The organism is Kitasatospora sp. HUAS MG31 (assembly GCF_040571325.1).
In the GTDB taxonomy this organism is placed as follows: Bacteria; Actinomycetota; Actinomycetes; order Streptomycetales; family Streptomycetaceae; genus Kitasatospora; species Kitasatospora camelliae.
The window spans coordinates 973,778-987,096 of the sequence record NZ_CP159872.1; the positions used below are offsets into that span (position 1 = coordinate 973,778).

20 protein-coding genes and 1 pseudogene are annotated in these 13,319 nt (G+C 74.3%); 10 read left to right on the forward strand and 11 right to left on the reverse strand.

Annotated features, from left to right (window positions below):
- Window positions 1-192: 192 nt before the first annotated feature.
- The 3 genes from ABWK59_RS04645 to ABWK59_RS04655 form a co-directional block, all read right to left on the reverse strand.
- A complete protein-coding gene (locus ABWK59_RS04645; RefSeq protein WP_354638028.1) occupies window positions 193-630 on the reverse strand; it encodes an SRPBCC family protein in 438 nt (145 codons plus the stop codon).
- 61 nt (window positions 631-691) lie between these two features.
- Window positions 692-949 carry a hypothetical protein gene (locus ABWK59_RS04650; protein ID WP_354638030.1) on the reverse strand — a complete coding sequence of 86 codons (258 nt, stop codon included), beginning with the start codon at window positions 947-949 and terminating at the stop codon, window positions 692-694.
- 38 nt (window positions 950-987) lie between these two features.
- Complete coding sequence (locus ABWK59_RS04655; RefSeq protein ID WP_354638032.1) at window positions 988-1,494, reverse strand: DUF6480 family protein; 507 nt, start codon at window positions 1,492-1,494, stop codon at window positions 988-990.
- 165 nt (window positions 1,495-1,659) lie between these two features.
- On the opposite strand from ABWK59_RS04655, the gene ABWK59_RS04660 reads away from it, so the two are divergent.
- From ABWK59_RS04660 to ABWK59_RS04670, 3 genes and pseudogenes are all read left to right on the forward strand, one after another.
- Entirely contained in the window at window positions 1,660-1,893 is a 234-nt protein-coding gene (locus ABWK59_RS04660; protein ID WP_354638033.1) for a DUF6458 family protein, read from the forward strand.
- Between the two features lie 39 nt (window positions 1,894-1,932).
- Window positions 1,933-2,208 (forward strand): STAS domain-containing protein, encoded by a 276-nt coding sequence (locus ABWK59_RS04665; protein WP_354638034.1) that lies wholly within the window; start codon window positions 1,933-1,935, stop codon window positions 2,206-2,208.
- 89 nt (window positions 2,209-2,297) lie between these two features.
- Window positions 2,298-2,648, forward strand: a pseudogene (locus ABWK59_RS04670) (ATP-binding protein); the annotation flags it as partial.
- Between the two features lie 101 nt (window positions 2,649-2,749).
- On the opposite strand, the gene ABWK59_RS04675 reads toward ABWK59_RS04670, so the two are convergent.
- Both ABWK59_RS04675 and ABWK59_RS04680 read right to left on the reverse strand, forming a co-directional pair.
- On the reverse strand, window positions 2,750-3,064 hold the full coding sequence (locus tag ABWK59_RS04675; protein WP_354644826.1) for an STAS domain-containing protein: 315 nt from the start codon (window positions 3,062-3,064) through the stop codon (window positions 2,750-2,752).
- 105 nt (window positions 3,065-3,169) lie between these two features.
- Window positions 3,170-3,469 (reverse strand): helix-turn-helix transcriptional regulator, encoded by a 300-nt coding sequence (locus ABWK59_RS04680; protein ID WP_354638036.1) that lies wholly within the window; start codon window positions 3,467-3,469, stop codon window positions 3,170-3,172.
- 149 nt (window positions 3,470-3,618) lie between these two features.
- Between ABWK59_RS04680 and ABWK59_RS04685 the strand changes: the two genes are divergently transcribed.
- Window positions 3,619-3,942 (forward strand): hypothetical protein, encoded by a 324-nt coding sequence (locus ABWK59_RS04685; protein ID WP_354638038.1) that lies wholly within the window; start codon window positions 3,619-3,621, stop codon window positions 3,940-3,942.
- 88 nt (window positions 3,943-4,030) lie between these two features.
- Here ABWK59_RS04685 and ABWK59_RS04690 read toward each other — a convergent pair whose 3' ends face one another.
- Together ABWK59_RS04690 and ABWK59_RS04695 are read right to left on the reverse strand one after the other, a co-directional pair.
- Window positions 4,031-5,038 carry a PHP domain-containing protein gene (locus ABWK59_RS04690; protein ID WP_354638040.1) on the reverse strand — a complete coding sequence of 336 codons (1,008 nt, stop codon included), beginning with the start codon at window positions 5,036-5,038 and terminating at the stop codon, window positions 4,031-4,033.
- A 44-nt stretch (window positions 5,039-5,082) separates the two neighbouring features.
- On the reverse strand, window positions 5,083-5,268 hold the full coding sequence (locus ABWK59_RS04695) for a hypothetical protein (RefSeq protein WP_354638042.1): 186 nt from the start codon (window positions 5,266-5,268) through the stop codon (window positions 5,083-5,085).
- Between the two features lie 94 nt (window positions 5,269-5,362).
- Between ABWK59_RS04695 and ABWK59_RS04700 the strand changes: the two genes are divergently transcribed.
- On the forward strand, window positions 5,363-6,331 hold the full coding sequence (locus ABWK59_RS04700; protein WP_354638044.1) for an LLM class F420-dependent oxidoreductase: 969 nt from the start codon (window positions 5,363-5,365) through the stop codon (window positions 6,329-6,331).
- Between the two features lie 322 nt (window positions 6,332-6,653).
- Here the strand turns inward: ABWK59_RS04700 and ABWK59_RS04705 are convergent, their stop codons facing one another.
- Window positions 6,654-7,052, reverse strand: a complete 399-nt coding sequence (locus ABWK59_RS04705) for a nitroreductase family protein (RefSeq protein WP_354638046.1) — start codon at window positions 7,050-7,052, stop codon at window positions 6,654-6,656.
- Between ABWK59_RS04705 and ABWK59_RS04710 the strand changes: the two genes are divergently transcribed.
- The 5 genes from ABWK59_RS04710 (at window position 7,051) to ABWK59_RS04730 (ending at window position 11,286) form a co-directional block, all read left to right on the forward strand.
- Window positions 7,051-8,388 carry an MFS transporter gene (locus ABWK59_RS04710; protein WP_354638047.1) on the forward strand — a complete coding sequence of 446 codons (1,338 nt, stop codon included), beginning with the start codon at window positions 7,051-7,053 and terminating at the stop codon, window positions 8,386-8,388. The two genes, ABWK59_RS04705 and ABWK59_RS04710, sit on opposite strands and share 2 nt — an antisense overlap.
- 187 nt (window positions 8,389-8,575) lie before the next feature.
- A complete protein-coding gene (locus tag ABWK59_RS04715; RefSeq protein ID WP_354638049.1) occupies window positions 8,576-9,058 on the forward strand; it encodes a fluoride efflux transporter FluC in 483 nt (160 codons plus the stop codon).
- Window positions 9,055-9,405 (forward strand): DUF190 domain-containing protein, encoded by a 351-nt coding sequence (locus ABWK59_RS04720; RefSeq protein ID WP_354638051.1) that lies wholly within the window; start codon window positions 9,055-9,057, stop codon window positions 9,403-9,405. Before ABWK59_RS04715 ends, ABWK59_RS04720 begins: the two co-directional genes overlap by 4 nt.
- Window positions 9,402-9,776 (forward strand): fluoride efflux transporter CrcB, encoded by a 375-nt coding sequence (crcB, locus tag ABWK59_RS04725; RefSeq protein WP_354638053.1) that lies wholly within the window; start codon window positions 9,402-9,404, stop codon window positions 9,774-9,776. The genes ABWK59_RS04720 and crcB overlap by 4 nt, the downstream gene beginning before the upstream one ends.
- A gap of 613 nt (window positions 9,777-10,389) precedes the next feature.
- On the forward strand, window positions 10,390-11,286 hold the full coding sequence (locus ABWK59_RS04730; protein WP_354638054.1) for a S1 family peptidase: 897 nt from the start codon (window positions 10,390-10,392) through the stop codon (window positions 11,284-11,286).
- A gap of 131 nt (window positions 11,287-11,417) precedes the next feature.
- On the opposite strand, the gene infA is transcribed toward ABWK59_RS04730, so the two are convergent.
- The 3 genes from infA to ABWK59_RS04745 form a co-directional block, all read right to left on the reverse strand.
- The gene (gene infA, locus ABWK59_RS04735) at window positions 11,418-11,642 is read right to left on the reverse strand and encodes a translation initiation factor IF-1 (RefSeq protein ID WP_354638056.1); all 225 of its coding nucleotides are present in this window, start codon (window positions 11,640-11,642) and stop codon (window positions 11,418-11,420) included.
- Between the two features lie 103 nt (window positions 11,643-11,745).
- Window positions 11,746-12,540 (reverse strand): GNAT family N-acetyltransferase, encoded by a 795-nt coding sequence (locus ABWK59_RS04740; RefSeq protein ID WP_354638057.1) that lies wholly within the window; start codon window positions 12,538-12,540, stop codon window positions 11,746-11,748.
- 224 nt (window positions 12,541-12,764) lie between these two features.
- Window positions 12,765-13,259, reverse strand: coding sequence for a pyridoxamine 5'-phosphate oxidase family protein (locus tag ABWK59_RS04745; protein ID WP_354638058.1), 495 nt, complete (start codon window positions 13,257-13,259; stop codon window positions 12,765-12,767).
- Between the last annotated feature and the right edge of the window lie 60 nt (window positions 13,260-13,319).

The following is a 13,319-nucleotide window of genomic DNA, read 5'->3' on the forward strand; positions in this document are numbered from 1 at the left end:
TTCGGAATTCCTCCGGGCGGCTACCCCGTGCGGGTCGGGCTACGCCGGTGGGCCGTACCGGTTTTCCGGGTCGACCACGGGCAGACGCGACCCCGGCACGTTCGTCATCCCCGCCGATCCCGGCGGCCGGGCGCCGGTCGATACCCGCGGCCCGGGCCGGTGACGGTCACGGGCTGCGGGCGGGGCCGACGGTCACGCGCCCGGGTCGGCCAGCACCCGCGGCAGCCGGTCGGCCGTGCGGTCCGCGAGCCGTTCGAACTCCCGCCGGACGAGGGGTGAGGCGAGCCGGGCGAAGCCCTTCAGCCCCAGGTGGGCGCGGTAGTCCACGACGGACCCGCCGCCGTACGGGCGGACCGTGATGTCGTCGGTGGCGGTCACCGTACCGTTCTCCCCGACGAAGACCAGGTGGTCCGTCCCGTACCGTTCCAGCCGGTAGTCGAGTCGGGTCCGGCGGCCGCGGAACCGGGACACGTTGCGCCAGCGGGCGCCCTCGCGCACCGGCCCGTCGTCCAGCCGGACACAGCTCTCGGTGCCGGGATCCCACGCGGTGGTGTGGCCGAAGTCGGCGAGGTAGCGCAGCACCTCGTCGGCGGGCCGGTCGACGGTGATGCTGCGTTGCACGGTGACCACGGGAACCTCCTCGCCGGCGGCGGGCCCCTGCGGCCCGCCCGGTACAGGGGGTTCGGAGCCGCTACGCCTCCGGATGGCCGCCGGGCTCCCCCGGAGCAGTCGCGGACTCCGGGTCCTTTCGGGCGGCGGCCTCCGCCGTCGCGTCGTACCGCTCGCGCAGGTGCGGTGCGCCCGGGGGCGGGGAGGGCTTCGGGGTGTCGCCGGCGCCGGCGGCCCGGTCGCCGTAGGAGCGGTCGCCCGCTTCCGGCGGCTGCCGGGCGGGCTTCGGCTCCGCGCGGCCGCCGCGGCCGGTGCGGGGGTCCGGGTTCCTCGGACGCATCGGTTCTCCTCCTCCGTCTCCGCGGGCCTGTCCGCCGCTCAGGCGGCGATCCGCGCCACCATGAACACCACGACGCACAGCACCAGCAGGCCGACGATCACCAACGGCCACGCTCCCCAGGCCCGGCGGAGCTCCGGCGGTTCGGGCACCGAGATCCCGGCGGTGGTGCTGCCTTCCGCCGGCGGCGTCTCCTCAGGGGTCGCCCCCGTGGCGGACGCGGGCCGGTCACCGTCCGTCCGTGCGGCATCGGACGCCCGCCGGCCCACCTCGTCCGCCGGGACCGCGGGCCGCGCCAACTCCCGTGCCAGCGCGGGGAGGTTGAGTTCCACCCCGCCGGCGCCGTCCCCCGGCGCCTTGGCGTACTCGAAGGCGCCGTCATGGGAGAAGACGGCGACCAGGGACCGCCCGCCGCGCGCGAGGTGGAGGAACTCGCTCCGCGTCCGGGTGGCGTGCTCCCAGCGGACCGACCACCCCCGCTCCCGTGCCCACGCGGACAGCACCGCCTGCTCCGCACTGAGCGGCAGCTTCCGTGCGACGGTCTTCACCGTACTCACCTCGGATCCCGTTCCCGGTCCCCGCCGAACCGATTCGCCTGCCCCGGATCCGCCCGCTCAATCCCGCTCGATCCCACCGCCTTTCCGTACATCGACCGGGCTGACCGGGAAAGACGCGAGTCGGACCCTTTCCGCCTTCGATCCGGGGAGCCAGTCATGGGAATCGGCTTGTCCATCTTCCTGATCGCGGTCGGCGCGATCCTCGCCTTCGCCGTCCGGGAGGAGGTCTCCTGGGTCGACCTCGACGCGGTCGGGATCATCCTCATGGTGGTCGGTGTCCTCGGGCTGGTCGTCTCGGCCGCGCTGATCTACCGGCGGCGCCGGATCGTCCACGAGCACGTGGTCGACGAGGACCCGGCGACCGTGCGGCGGCGCGACGAGCGGCTGTGAGTCCGGCGCGGCGCGGGCGTCGGGGGCCGGCCGTTTGACGTGCGGACTGCCCGGGCGGAACGCCCGCTGGAGGACCAGGACAGCGTGTACGAGGTCCGCCGGGTCCTGGACCTGGCGCTCGCGCACGGACGCCCGGTGGAACTCGACCTCCCCGCCGTGACCTTCTGCGACTCCGCCGGCCTGCGGGTCATGCTCGGCGCGCGGGAGCGCGCAGCGTCCGCCGGCACCTCGCTGCGGATCCGCGCGGCAGGCCCGCGGATCCGGCACCTCCTCGACATCACCGAGACCCGGCGCCTGCTCGCCCCGCCGGAGTAGCCCGGGCGCCCCGCCGTTTCGGCGGCGTCACGTCGGGTAGCCGCCTGGATCCGGAGAGAACAGACACGCTCGAATCCTGGATGACCACCATGTTCCCGACCCGTGTGCAGATCCCCTTCCAGCACCGCCTCCGGTTCCCGCAGGGTGCGGGAACCGCCGGACGGGCGGTCGCGTTCACCCGCGAGGCCCTGGACGACTGGCGACGCCGCGGCCGGCTCGGACGTCCGAGGCCCTGGCTCGTCGAGGACGCGCTCCTGGTGGTCGGCGAACTCGTCGACAACGCCCGACGGCACGGCGGCGGGCCCGTCGAGCTCGGGCTCGAACTGGGCGAGGGCCGGCTGCGCGTCACGGTCATCGATCCGGGTCCCGGTCTTCCCGAGCCCCGGCGCCACGGCGGGCGCGGCCAGGGTCTGCGCATCGTCCGGCGCCTGTCCCGCGGCTGGGGGCCGATCCTCTGTTCCAGGGCGGGAAGGCCGTCTGGGCGGACCTCGACACCCGGCACACGCCCTGCTGAAGCCCCGCACCGCGTGAGTGCCCCGCCTCATCGGCCTTCGGCCTGGAACAGCGGCAGGGTGTCGGTGATCTCCAGCAGTCGCCGCACGATGGGGCTGGGCACGACCGTCATCGTCCGCCCGACGGCCAGGGCCTCGTGCCGCACCGCCACCAGGGTGTGAAGCCCCCGGCTGTCGCAGAACTCGACGCCGGTCATGTCGACCACCAGCCGGCCGGTGCCGGCGCGCAGTGCGGCCGACAGCCTACGACGCAGGACGTCGGCGTTGTCCTGGTCGATCTCGCCCGTGACCACCGCGGTCAGGCGGTCCGAGGTGCCGCTGAGCCCCACCGTGAGCGTCCCCACCGCAGGCTCGAACGCCGGCCCACCTCCCGCGTAGGGCTGCTGTGACAGCGGTCGGTCCGGTTCCGGACGCCCCCTTGCCGTCATGGCTGGCCTCCTGCTGTGCTGTCAGTGCCCGAGGAGGACGGCGAGGAGTTCGGCGAGCTTGGGTCCGGCGTCGGCCGGGTGCCGCAGCTGCTTGCCGTCGATGACGTGGTAGTGATTGGCCCGGCCCACCCGGATGTGGCTGAGGTAGCCGGCCTCCTCCAGGTCCACGATGATCCGCTGCACGGCCCGCTCGGTCAGCAGACAGCTGGCCGCGATGTCGCGGACCCGGATCCCGGGATCGCGGGCGATCTGCACCAGCACCCGGGCGTGGTTCGTCAGGAACGTCCACTGCCGCTCGGCCGGTTGCTGCTCGATGGCCATGCGTCCAGGGTAGACCCGGATTTCACGGCACGCGAGGCACGAAATCCGTTTCACGTATCACTTGACACGATCCGGGTGACGGGCGAAACCTGGGGGTGTCACCTCCGCTCGGCGCCGACGGCGCCAGACGGCACAGAGGGAGGCCCGCTGTGGAGGAGCACCTGACCCGCGACGGCCTGGACCGGCTCACCGCCTTCCTCTACGACCGCGTCCCGACCACCGCGTGCCGCGGGAACGGCCATCACGGCACGGCCCCCCACGTCGAACCGCGGCGCCGCTCGATCGAGTTGGCCGTGGCCGGCATCGAGGCCTATCTCCAGCTCGCCGAGCTGCACGACGGCGGACGACCCCACCGCTGGCCGGGCCTCGACCAGGCCCGCACCCACGCCGAAGCGCTCTGGACCGACTTGGAGGACCTCGCCTCCCAGTGGTCCGCCCAGCCGTCCCCGTCCCCCGAACCGTCCGGCGGTTAGGCCACGGACCGCAACGCCGACCGCCCGTCGGGCGGCACCGCCGAACCGCCACTCCCGCCTCCGGGCCGGAACGGACGCAGGGGATCCCTCACGGACCTCGGCCGTGCCGCGCGGTCCAGCCGAGCAGCCGGTCGACGGGCCAGGTGGTCACCAGCCGGTCGGGCCCGAGGCCGAACCGGGCGGCCCGCGCGTAGCCGGAGAGCTGCCAGTCCAGTTGGTCCGGAGCGTGGGCGTCGGTGTCCACCGCGAACAGGCAGCCGGCCTCGGCCGCCAGCCGCAGCAGGTCGTCGGGCGGGTCGCGCCGCTCGGGCCGGCAGTTGATCTCCACGGCGGTTCCGGCCTCGGCGCAGGCGGCGAAGACGGCCCCGGCGTCGAACCGCGACTGCGGTCGGCCGCGGCCGGTGACGATCCGGCCGGTGCAGTGGCCGAGCACGTCCGCGTGCGGGTTGCGGACCGCCGCGAGCATCCGGGCGGTCATCGGCCCGGGTTCGGACCGGAGCTTGGAGTGCACCGAGGCCACCACCACGTCCAGCCGGCCGAGCAGTTCCTCCTCCTGGTCGAGCGAGCCGTCGTCGAGGATGTCGCACTCGATCCCGGAGAGCAGCCGGAAGGACCCGCCGGGGGCGTTGACGGCGGCCACCGCCTCCAGCTGGCGGCGCAGCCGGTCCGGGCTGAGGCCGTGGGCGACGGTGAGCCGGGGCGAGTGGTCGGTGACCACGGCCCAGTGGTGCCCCAGGGCGCGGGCGGCGTCGGCCATCTCCTGGATCGGGCTGCCGCCGTCGGACCAGTCGGAGTGCAGGTGGCAGTCCCCGAGGGTCGCGCCGGCCAGTTCCCAGCCGGCCCGGGCCGCCGCCCCGGCCGCTGCCTCCAGCCGGGCGAGATAGGCGGGTGTGCCTCCTTCGGAGGCTTGGGCGACCACCTCGGCGGTGACCGGGCCGACGCCGCGCAGCTCCCGGGCCCGTTCCGCGCTCACCGACCCGGGCGGCAGTCCGCGGGCGGCCTCCGCCGCCGTGAGGAACGCCCGCACCCGGTACGGCGAGGCGCCGCGCCACTCCAGGAGGAAGGCGATCCGCCGGAGCGCCTCGTCCGCGTCCATGTCCCCAGTGTTCGTCCCGCCCGCCCGCGGGTCGAGCGCCCCGGTCACGTCTCCGGGTGGGCGTCCGTCTTCAGCGACCAGGAGCTGCCCGGGCAGCCGTACGGCAGCGGCGGGAACCGGTGGCCCTTCACGTCGGTGCTCCAGTGGTGTCCGGCGCCGCAGTCGCATTCGTAGATGCCGCTGGCGGGAACGATCTCGCCGGGGTGCCACGAGGTCTTCTCGTCATCCATGCTCCCGGTCTACGCCGTCGCCGGCGGCCCCGCGAGCGCGGGAGAACCGGTCCGTGCGGGGATGGACGGCCGGCGACCGGGCAGGCGCCCGGCCATGGTGCAGATCGGGTACACGATGATGACCGAGCAGCGCGGGCCGCGGGATCTCGTCGCGGACGTCGTCCGGGCGGAGGCCGCCGGGTTCGACTTCTCGGTGACCTCGGACCACTTCTTCCCGTGGCTGGACGAGCAGGGCCACGCCCCGTACGCGTGGGCGGTGCTGGGCGCGGCCGCGCAGGCGACCGGCCGGATTCCGCTGATGACCTACGTCACCTGCCCCACCTTCCGGTACCACCCGGTGGTGGTGGCCCAGAAAGCCGCCACCCTCCAGTTGCTGTCCGGGGGCCGGTTCCGCCTCGGCCTGGGCAGCGGCGAGAACCTCAACGAGCACGTGGTCGGGTCGGGCTGGCCGTCGGTGCCGGTGCGGCAGGCGATGCTCGCCGAGGCGCTCGGGATCATCCGCGACCTCTTCGCGGGCGGGTACGTGACCCGGCACGGCCGCCACTTCGACGTGGACGCGGCCCGGCTGTGGGATCTCCCCGAGGAGCCCCCGCCGATCGGGGTGGCGGTCTCGGGGGAGCACTCCTGCGCACTGGCCGGCCGGCTCACGGACCTGGTGATCGCGGTGGAGCCGGACGCCTCGCTGGTGGACGCCTTCGCCCGCCACGGCGGTTCGGGAAAGCCGGCCGTCGGTCAGCTCCCGGTGTGCTGGGACCCGGACCGGGACACCGCCGTCAAGCGGGCGTACGAGCAGTTCCGCTGGTTCGGCGGCGGCTGGAAGGTCAACGCCGAACTCCCCGGAACCGCGGGTTTCGCCGCCGCGAGCAGCTTCGTCCGGCCCGAGGACGTCGCCGGGGCCGTCCCGTGCGGCGACCGGGTCGAGGAGTTCGTCGCCGCCGTCCGGCCCTTCACGGAGGCCGGGTTCGACCAGGTCGCCCTGGTCCAGGTCGGCGGGGAGAGCCAGCCGGCCTTCCTGGACTGGGCCGAGTCCACCCTCCTCCCCGCCCTCCGCGAAGCGCTCTGACCCGCCTCCTTCCCTACCGCCGGCGCCCGGGGTGCCGAGTGCAGGTCGGCGGTGCTGCGGCGGGCGCGGTGGTCGGCCGGCGCTCCGGCTGCCGCGCCGATGGCGATGGCGATGGCGATGGCGATGGCGATCATGGAGACGATCGCCCAGCCGGGGTTCGGGCGCAGCTCCTCGGTGAGGCCGTCCAGGTCGAAGGCGCGGAACTGGCGGGCGGCCAGCCCCATCGCCCGGGCCTGGAGGGTCAGGTGGGCGACGGCCTGGCCCAGGTCGTAGTCCGCGAACTCGGAGTACGGCAGAAGGGTGTCGTCGACACGACGCCGCGTCAGTGTGACGACCAGCAGGCCCGCGCTCGGTGCCCAGCGGGCCGAGCTGGGGGCGAGGTGGCGGAGGACGCGCCGGTGCTCCGGCTCCCCCGGCCGGCAGGTGAGGCCCCCCACGGCTGCGAGTTGCCGGCGGACGGCGCCCACCGCGCGGCCTCCAGCAGCAGGCCGAGGGCCCGGTCGTCGACGGCCACCGAGGCGTCGAACGCCGTGGGGCTGCACCGCCCCGCCAGCACGGGGTGGATGCCGCCGGGACGCTCCTGTTCACGCTGCATGATCGGCGCCAGCCGGGCACCCCTCGACCCTATTCCGGCACACCCCGGCCCTCCCCAGGAATCTCGACATGAAGTATCTTGATATCGAGATTTACAATCCGAGAACACGGACCGGGGGCTCGCCATGCGGCGCAACGGACAGGGGAACGGGCTGGTGGCGCAGTTGCGGCGGCCGCCGGGCGGGCGGGACGGGCGGATGATGCTGCTGTCGCAGTTCGTCGACCGGACCGGCAGCGGCGTGTGGGCGGCGGCGTCGGTGCTGTACTTCACCTTCGTCCGGGGGCTGGACGCGCGGCAGCTCGGCCTGCTCCTCGGGGTCGCCGCCGTGGCCGGGATCGCGGGGTCGCCGCTGGCCGGCCGGGCGGCCGAACGGCTGCCGGTCCGTACGCTGCTGATCGCCTGTCACCTGCTGCGGCTCGTCACCATGGGCCTGCTGCTGGTGGTGGACGAGTACGCGGTGCTGCTGGTCGTGGTGGCGCTGACCTGCCTGGGCGAGCGGGCGGCCAAGACCCTGGAGATGCTCTTCGCCACCCGGGTCGCGGGCGAGCGCAGGGGCGTCTACCAGGCGCTGTTCCGCAGCGTGGCGAACGCCGGCTACGCGCTCGGCGCGGGCATCGCCGCCCTCGGCCTGGCCGTGGGCACCGCGGACGCATACCGCGTGCTGCTGCTGGCCAACGCCCTCTCCTTCGTCCTGGCCGCCGTCCTGGTCGCCCGGGCCGGCGAGCCCGCCGGACACGGCCTGGTGGTGGCCCGACCCGCGGACGGCGGAACGGCACAGGCCAAGGCCACGGAGGCGGAGGCGGAGGCGCCCAGCCCCTGGCGGGACCGCGGCTACCTGCGGTTCGTCCTGCTCGACATCCCGCTCAACCTCGACGACTCCGTCCTCAACGTCGGCCTGCCGCTCTGGCTGGTCCATCACACGGCCGCGCCGCACGCCCTGGTCCCGGCCTTCCTGGTGGTCAACACCGTCCTGGTCGTCCTGCTCCAACTACGGGTCTCCGCCTGGGCGGACGGCCCGCACGGCGCGGTCAGGGCGCTGCGCTGGTACGGGCCGACGCTGCTCGGCTGCTGCCTGCTGCTGGCCACCGCGACCGGCGGCGGCGCCTGGTCGGCCTCGGCCGCGCTGCTGGTCGCCGCGGTCCTGGTCACCCTGGCGGAACTGCTGCGCTCGGTCAGCTCCTGGGAGTTGGCGGTGAGCCTGGCCCCGCCGCGCGCCCGGGCCTCCTACCTGGGCGTCGCCGGGATGTCCCAGTCGGTGCAGAAGTCGGCGGGCCCGCTGCTGCTGACCGGCGCGGTGATGACCGCCGGCCCGCTCGGCTGGATCGCCCTGGGCACCTCGGTCACCGCCCTCGGCCTCGTCCAGCGCCGCTCCGCCCTCCACCGGCTGGCCACCCCGCCCGCCCCGGCGCCCGCCCAGGCCGACCCGGCACCCGCCGCCTCGACGCCGAGCAGCACTTCCTGACCCCCGCGCGGAGCGGCCACCGGCCCGGGGCCGACGGAGTCCGCGGGTAAGGTGGGATGCGCAGGGCCTCCGGGCGCTGAGCGGCGGTGGGGCCCGCCGTACCCGAACCGCGGCACATGCCGCCAACGGTCCCTACTTGTTGCGGGGGCGCCCGTCTGCCCGGGTGCCGTGCGAGTAGGAGACGTCCATGGAGCGCCCCGAGTCCGAGGTGACGGCCGAGCCCGTCGATCCCGATGTCGATCCGCTGCCGAGGGGCCGGCGCGGTCCGGACCGGGACCAGCTCCCGGTGGTCGCCGTGGTCGCGGTCGGCGGCGCGCTGGGGGCGTGCGCCCGGTACGGCATGGCGCTGCTGTGGCCGGCCGGGGTGGGGGCGTTCCCGTGGTCGACGCTGGTGGTGAACGCACTGGGCTGCGCGGTGATCGGCGTGTTCATGGTGGTGATCACCGAGGTGTGGGCGGCGCACCGGCTGGTGCGGCCGTTCTTCGGCACCGGGGTGCTGGGCGGGTTCACCACCTTCTCCACGTACGCGGTGGAGGTGCAGCGGCTGGTGCGCTCCGGGCACGCCGCGGTGGGACTGGGGTACCTGGCCGCGACGGTGGTGGCGGCCCTGGCGTCGGTGTGGGTGGCCGCGACGGCGACCCGCCGGGTGATCGGCTGGAGGACGCGATGACGAGGCTGACCGGGAAGGCTCTGCGGGCGACGGTGTTCGTCGGCGAGGACGACGTCTGGCACCACCGGCCGCTCTTCAGCGAGATCGTGCACCGCGCGCACGCCGCCGGTCTGGCCGGGGCGAGCGTGTTCCGGGGCGTCGAGGGCTTCGGCGCCTCCTCCCTGGTGCACACCTCCCGGCTGCTGTCGCTCAGCGAGGACCTGCCGGTGGCGGTCGTGATCGTGGACACCGCCGAGCGGGTGCGCGCCTTCCTGCCGCAGCTGGACGAGCTGGTCACCGAGGGCCTGGTGGTCCTGGACGAGGTCGAGGTGATCCGGTACGTCGGCCGGAAGCGGGACGGGTCGTGAACTGGCTGCTGGTGATCGCCGGGGCGGTGGTCGGCGCGCCGATGCGGTACCTGACCGACCGGGCGGTCCAGTCGCGGCACGACTCGGTCTTCCCCTGGGGCACGTTCACCGTCAACGTGGTCGGCTGTCTGGTCCTCGGCCTGGTCACCGGCGCCCTGACCGCGGGAGCGGCGCCTTCCTCCGTACAGCTGCTGCTGGGCACGGGCTTCTGCGGGGCGCTGACCACGTACTCGACCTTCTCCTACGAGACGCTGCGGCTGGCCGAGTCGGGCGCGCGGTTCCTCGCGGTGCTGAACGTGGCCGGCAGCCTGGTCGCCGGCCTGGCGGCGGTGCTCGCCGGCACCGCCGTCGCGGACGCCCTCTGGACGTGAACCGGACGCGGGCCGGGCGCAGTCCGGACGCGAGCCGGACGTGATCCGGACACGAACCCGCCGTGAGCCGCCCGGACCGGGCGTCCGCTGCCCCGGGCCGTCCGCCCGGAGAATTCCGGGGGATTTGGCGGAATCCCGCCAGCTCGCCTCGCTTGCCCGGGGCGGAGGAATTCGCTAGGCGGCGCACAGGAATGCGAGCGGAGAAATGCGAATACGCGGGCACGACGTCGAGGCGAATGCCTGTCGGGCATTCGCCTTTCGTCGGGACGGACGGTCCTTCTCGTCTCTTCCGGCAGGTCCGGGGCGGCGCGGGGCGGCCCGGCCGGCCGGTCCACCTCCTGGTCGGCCCGGTGCACGGAGCGTGCATCCACTCAGCGCACGGGGGCCGGCCGGTGTCACACCCCGGAATACCGGCACCGCGCCGACCGACCGGTCGGGCGGCGAATTCGGCGCGCGGTCTTGTGCCGGTCCTTCAGGTGCCGAATACTCCCTGCCAGCGCCTGTCAGGAGCAGATCACGGGTCCGCCCCCGGGGCGGCCACCGGTCTGCGGCTCCTGCCCGCGCCTCACGGCCCACCGTTCGATGGGCCTCTCCCACTCCCAGGAGGAGATCCGTGAGGACCACGCGCACCACTCCCGGCACGCCCGACACCTCCACCCCTTCCCGACACGGCCGGAACCGGCTCCTCGCCGTCGCGGTCGCCCTCGCCGCGGCGACCGCCGCCGCGGCGCCGATCGCCCAGGCGTCCACGCCCGCCGGGGACACGACCGCCCTCGCCCGGGTGGACGACGCGGTGGCCCGCGCCGACGTCGGCGGCACCGCCTGGCACGTGGACCGGACGACCGGAAAGGTCGTCGTGGTCGCCGACAGCACCGTCACCCCCGCCGGACTCGCCCGGATCGCCAGATCCGCCGGCCCGGACGCGGCCTCGCTCAGATTCGAGCGGACCACCGGCGTCTTCACCCCGCTGCTGTCCGCGGGCGACGCCGTCTACGGCGGGTCCTACCGCTGCTCGCTGGGCTTCAACGTGGTCAAGGGCGGCACGTACTACTTCCTCACGGCCGGCCACTGCGGTGACGTCGCCGGCACCTGGTACACCAACTCCGGCCACACCACGCTGATCGGAGCCACCGTCGGATCCAGCTTCCCGGGCAACGACTACGCCCTGGTCCGCTACGACAACACCTCGCTCAGCCACAGCGGCGGCTTCTCCGCCGCCAACGCCTACGTCGGCGAGTCGGTCAAGCGCACCGGCTCCACCAGCGGCACGCACGGCGGAACGGTCACCGCGCTCGACGTGTCCGTCCACTACTCGGGCGGCGGCACCGTGCGCGGGATGATCCAGACCAACGTGTGCGCCGAGCCCGGCGACTCCGGCGGACCCCTCTACGACGGCACCAAGGCCCTGGGCATCACCTCGGGCGGCAGCGGCGACTGCCGTACCGGCGGCACCACCTTCTTCCAGCCCGTCACCGAGGCGGCCGCCGCGTACGGAGTGAGCCTCTACTGACCCTGCTCCGCCGAACGCACGGCCGCGCCCGGCCGGAGATGGCTGCTCCACCTCCGGCCGGGCGCACACCCGGGCCCGCCGGCCCCCGGGCCGCGGGAGCCGCGCCGCCGGGAACCCGCGAGGGCCTTCCGCTAGGACCGGAACCGGTAGCGGATCCGGCCGCGGGTGAGGTCGTACGTGCTGAGCTCCACCAGCACCCGGTCCTCCGGGAGGATCTTGATGTAGTTCTTCCGGATCTTCCCGCTGATGTGGGCGAGCACCATGTGCCCGTTCTGCAACTGCACCTTGAAGGTGGCGTTGCGCAGGCACTCGGTGACGATGCCCTCGACCTCGATGCCCTTGGCTGTTTTCGTCATGCTCTCTCGGTTTCTCCGTCCGGTGACGGTGTGATCGGTCTGGTCGGTTCGGTGGTACGGGTGACGGCGCCCGATCGGCGGGCGCGGCGGGACTGACGTGGCGTCAGCGGCGGACGAGCTCCAGGAGGCTGCCGGCGCGCCGGGCGCCGACGCCCTCGAACAAGGCGGTGGCCGCGGCGTTGTCCTCGTCCACCTCCGCCCAGGCCGCGTCCGTCCCGGCGCGGTGCAGGACGTCCAGCGCGTGGGCCAGCAGCGCCCGGGCGATGCCCCGGCGGTGCCGGTCGGCCCGGACGGCGATCAGCCCGATCCGCGGCTGCCGGGTCGGCGCCGTCCGGAGCAGGCCCACGTACTGGCCCTCCTGCCGGGCCACCACGAACTTCGCCAGGTCCTCCGGGGTGATCCCGTCGGGGCGCGGCAGCACCTCGGCCGGCATCGTCCGCCAGCCGGCGGCCGCCTCCACCTCCTCGCGGAGAGCACGGTCCAGGGCCCGCAGCGGGCCCGGTTCCGCCTCGCCGGCGGGCACGATCGTCACACCCGACGGCGGCCGCACCGCACCGAGCCCGGAGATCGCCGGGTCGGTGGGCACCACGTAGCCCCACTCGCGTCGGGCGGGGGTGAAGCCGGCCCGCCGCCAGGCGGACGCGGTGTCCGGGTCGGACTCGTCGACCACGGTGTACAGCGGGGTCGGCAGGTCGGCCAGCATCGCCGCGGCGATGCGGTCGAAGACCGGGTCCTGCCATGCGTCGACGCTGATGAAGAGCCGTCCGTCGGTCCGGCGCGACACGTCGCCGCCGCCGACCTCACGGTCGTCCTCGACGGCCTGCCAGCGAGTGTCGGAGACCCGCGCGACGTGGACGGTGGGTTCGTCCGAACCCGGGGTGGAATGTACGGAGTTCACAGGTATCGCCTCTCAGGAATGCCTTGTCCCAGGCGCTCCCGGCGACACCTATGTCAGTCGCCCACCGTGACGAAAAGCGGGAGCACCCATACGGATACAGCCTTCATGGGTGTCACCTCCTCGCATCTCTCTCACGGCCGCCCCGACCGTACCAGCCGGACCCGTCCCGGCCCAACCCGTTTCCTGTCGACGGTGCGCGGCGGCGCCCTCGCGGGCGGGCGCGCTCAGCCGCGTTCGCGCTCGGCCCGCCGGCGGACCAGTTCCTCCACCGCGCTCGGCAGGTTCGTCTCGAAGTCGATCAGCTTCGCCCAGGTCGGCGTCACCACGATCCGGACCATCCCGTCGTAGAGCGACCGGACCTCGGCCTCCCAGGCGGTCCGCTGCTCGGGTGTCATCGTGCCGGCGTTCATCCGGAGGTACTCGTCCGGGATGCCCTCGACCTCGTCCAGCTCGGCGCGGCCGCGGACGAGCAGGATCAGCGGCGGGTGCGCCTCGGTGTCGACGGTCAGGGCCACCGCCGGTGCGCGCCGGAGGGCCGGCAGCTTCGGGGCGTTCTTCACCGTGCACATGACGATCTCCGAGCCGTTCCACTCGAAGCCGATCGGGACGACCCGGGGCGTGCCGTCCGTGGCGACGTAGGCCAGCCGGGTCAGGCCGCGGGCCAGCAGCTCCCGGCTGATCGGACGGTCAAGGACCTCGGCAACCTCGCTCGCCCGCACGCTCGGACCCTCCTTCCGCGGCCTTCCGGCCGTCCCAGTCTGCCCTCCCCCGGACCGGAC